The 3209-nt window shown below is 70.1% G+C and carries 1 protein-coding gene; it reads right to left on the bottom strand.

Annotation, left to right across the window (positions count from 1 at the left end; translation table 11 throughout):
* Positions 1–390 precede the first annotated feature (390 nt).
* On the bottom strand, positions 391–3209 hold a 2819-nt coding region (locus GZ998_RS05275), incomplete at its 5' end, for a GH32 C-terminal domain-containing protein (protein ID WP_219109247.1).

Below are 3209 nucleotides of genomic sequence, written 5' to 3'. Positions count from 1 at the left end.
CAAGCACCGCCCCGGATTAACCTCCCAAACCATAATCACCCCGACTTTCCCGCACCACACCAGCCAAAACCCCGATCTTAAGCACCACGTTCGCGCCGATAACTCGATACCCGATAACTCGTGTTCGCAGGAGCTCGGAGAATAAAGGAGGCCCCGCGCCATCGGCGCGGGGCCTCGGTCGGATTTGGGGGCGCGGTCCCTGAAACGCGTCAACCCCAAACGCACCGGCACGTCGTCAGAGTCCCTGAACCTCCTCGATGCCGCGAGCGTTCCGACGCGTCCAATCATAGGACGTCCCGTCAGGTTAATCCATCCCAAGAATCCCGGAATTCCGCGGGAGTCCTGTTACGGATGGGTTGCGTTTATGCGGGATACCCCCGAATCCGCAAGTCAGTTGCGGTACCGCAAGCCGCGTAGGCCTGCGCCCGCAACCACAGCGGTCAGCGCCATGACCAGGACAAGCGGCGCGGACGCACCCGTGCGCGCCAGCGAGCCCGGGGCGCCCTGGCCCGCAGCCGGAGCCGACGGCGACGCCGTCGGCTTAGCGGCACCTGCGCCGCCCGTGGTGGGGGAGGCTGCGGACGGGAGAGCGGCTCCTGCCGTCGGCGCAGGCGTCGGTGGCGCCGTCGGGGCGGGCGCCGCTGTAGCCGTATCCGTCGGGGCGGCCGTCGCCGTAGCCGTCGGGGCGGGCGCCGGGGCGGCGTCGCGGTAGTCCGACAGCTGGTTGATGCGCAGCTGCACCGCCGTGGCCGCACCTCCGTCCGCGAACAGGGACACCCCGACCGCCTCGGCCTGCGGGTAGACGGCATCGGTAATGGTGACCGCGCCATCGGCGGCGAACACCTCAACCGAGGAGGCGTCCACCAGTACCCGCAGCGGCACCAGGCCGTCCGCGTCGGGCGAGACGCCCACGCGCTCAACGCTCGGGAAGGCCGCCGAGAAGTCGGTGGCGCCGGAGGCGGTGCGGTCCAGGTAGACCTCGCCGGCCTCGGTGTCATAGCCGATGACGGTGCCCTGCCCGTCGGCCGCGTGCACGACGATGCCGCTGGTGGCGGCCGCACCCGGATCCAGAGTGAGGGAGATGTCCAGGGCGGCGCCCTGCGCGGCCTCGTCAAGGGCGGTGGCGCCCTCCGGGATCGCGGTGCCGTCCAGCACCACCGCGTCACCGGTGTACAGGGACTCGATACCGGGCACGGGCGCGGCAGTCAGCCGGGCGGCGCCGTCCAGCGTGCGCAGTTCAAGCCGCCGCGGCATGGTCATCGCCGTGCGCCACGAGGTTGTGGGAATCGCGTTCACATAGTCCCAGTTGGACATCCAGGCGACCGTGTACCGCTCGCCATCCGGCGCACCGTTCCAGGTGACGGCCGCGTAGTAGTCGCGCCCGTAATCGAGGTACGGCATGGCCTGCGTCTGGCTGAAGCCGGCCGTATCCGACTGGACGATCGTGTCCACCAGCAGGTGGCCCCACTCCGAGGTCTGGTTGTTGTCCTCGAGCACCAGCTGGGCCTCCCGTCCCCGCCACTGACGCAGGTCCAGGCTGGTCCAGTCCAGGGTGCCGGACTGCGGGCCGGTGGCCGAGGCCACCACCTCGCCGTCCACCACCACATTGACGGAGGTGTTGTTGGGGATAGTGGTGGCGGCGCGGTCCGACAACCGCACCTCGTCGAGCAGGATGTGTCCCCATCCGGAAGTGTTCTCGTCGACGACGCGCAGCGTGGCGGTGGTGCCGCGCAGCTCGCTCACGTCCCAGCTCTGCCAGTTGAGCTCCTCCAGGTTGCGGCCGGTGGCTGTGCGCACCACCTGGCCGTCCACCAGCAGCTGCACCACGGTGGCGCCGCCGCCATCCGCCTCCGGGTGGTTGCCGCCGCCGATGAGCAGGTTCACGTAGTCGGCGTCAATGGTGAACTCCGGGGACGTGGCCGTGCCGGTGGCCGCGTCGGTGCCCTGGCCGGTGCCGACGTCGTAGAAGGAGTTGAGCACGCCCGTGCCCCGCATGTTGATCAGCTCCTGCTGCCCGGGCGCGGTGCCGGCCAGCGGGGCGTCACCGAAGGCGTTGCCGGTCACGGTCCACCCCTCCCAGGTGCCGTCGTCGAAGCCGGTCAGCAGCCTCCCGCCGCCGTCGTCCGCGGTGGCTGTGGCGTCGTAGGGGTGGTTGCCGCCGCCGATCAGCAGGTTCAGGTAGTCCTGTTCAATGGTGAAGGGGGCCGAGGTGAGTGAACCGGTGTCGGCGTCCCCCGCGCCCCAGGAGTCCGCGTAGTAGGAGCCGACGTGCCCGGTGGCGTCCCCGGACGCCGGGGCCTGGCCGAAGGCGGTGCCGGTGGTGGTCCAGCCGGCGTAGGTGCCCGACTCCCAGTCCTCCAGGACGGTTCCCTCGCCGGTGTAGCTGGGCAGCGCGTCAGCGGTGAAGGTGGTGCCGTCCCAGTCCCCGGTGAAGTACCGGCCCATGCCGGCCACGCTCAGCGACAGCACCCACTTGACGTTGTTCGGGTCGCCGTCCAGCGCCATGGGGAACAGGTCGGGGCACTCCCACACGGCACTCGTGTCACCCATGGGACCGAAGGTGGACTGCCGGGTCCAGTCGATCAGGTTGTCCGAGGAGTAGAAGGCCACCTGGTGGTCGGCGGACAGGGCCACCACCATCGTCCACCGCCCGGCGCCCTCGTCCCAGAACACCTTGGGGTCGCGGAACTCGGTGGAGCCGATGTCCAGCACCGGGTCGCCGCCGTTGTAGGTGGTCCAGGTACGGCCCTTGTCGGTGGAGTAGGCCAGCGACTGGGACTGGTTGCCGTTGTGGTTGTCGGCGCGCGTCCAAACCGCCACCAGGGGCGGGTTGTCGGCGGTGCCCAGGCCGGAGGTGTTGTGCTCGTCGTAGACGGCCGAGCCGGAGAACACCCCGTAGTCCTCGGTGTAGGGGATGGCTACGTCGAGCTCCTCCCAGTGCACCAGGTCGGTGGATACCGCGTGTCCCCAGGACATGTTGCCCCACTGGGAGCCCTCCGGGTTGTACTGGTAGAACATGTGGTACTCGCCGTCCACGTACACCAGGCCGTTGGGGTCGTTCATCCAGTTGGTCTCGGGCGTGTAGTGGGCCAGGGGCCGCCAGGGATCGGCGGCTGCGGAGCCCGCGGGCTCGGCGGCGGCGCCGACGGCGGGCAGGCAGGCTCCCGCGCCGACGGCGGCGAGCGCCAGTGCCGCGGTGACGGCGGCGG

It is taken from the genome of Actinomyces sp. 594, from assembly GCF_019325145.1.
Taxonomy (GTDB): Bacteria; Actinomycetota; Actinomycetes; order Actinomycetales; family Actinomycetaceae; genus Actinomyces.
Note: the sequence above shows the minus strand (reverse complement) of the source record. Positions and strands in the feature narration are given on the sequence as shown.